Below are 255 nucleotides of genomic sequence, written 5' to 3'. Positions count from 1 at the left end.
GCAGCAGGCGAGCGGCATGAGCGACGACGATGCGGCCCAGCTGATCCGCTCGCTGAACAACGCGTTGGACGCATTCGAGTCGCGCGAATCGCAGCTGGTGCTCGAGTTCACCCGTCGCATCGAAACCGACGGCGAAGCCGCCGCGCTCGCGTGGTACCGCAGCCAGAAGGCCGGTGGCACGCCGCCGTCGCTGCAGGCAGTCCGGACGCCCTGAATTCCTGTTCGACCGTCGCGCCAGACGCGGCCGGTTCACGA

1 protein-coding gene is annotated in these 255 nt (G+C 68.6%); it reads left to right on the top strand.

Features of this window, described 5'->3' with window-relative positions:
- The coding region (locus tag SB660_RS22040) for a hypothetical protein (protein WP_410584590.1) at window positions 1–214 on the top strand (214 nt) is incomplete at its 5' end.
- Between the last annotated feature and the right edge of the window lie 41 nt (window positions 215–255).

Source organism: Bacillus sp. SIMBA_005 (assembly GCF_046535585.1).
Lineage (GTDB): Bacteria > Bacillota > Bacilli > Bacillales > Bacillaceae > Bacillus > Bacillus pumilus.
Note: the sequence above shows the minus strand (reverse complement) of the source record. Positions and strands in the feature narration are given on the sequence as shown.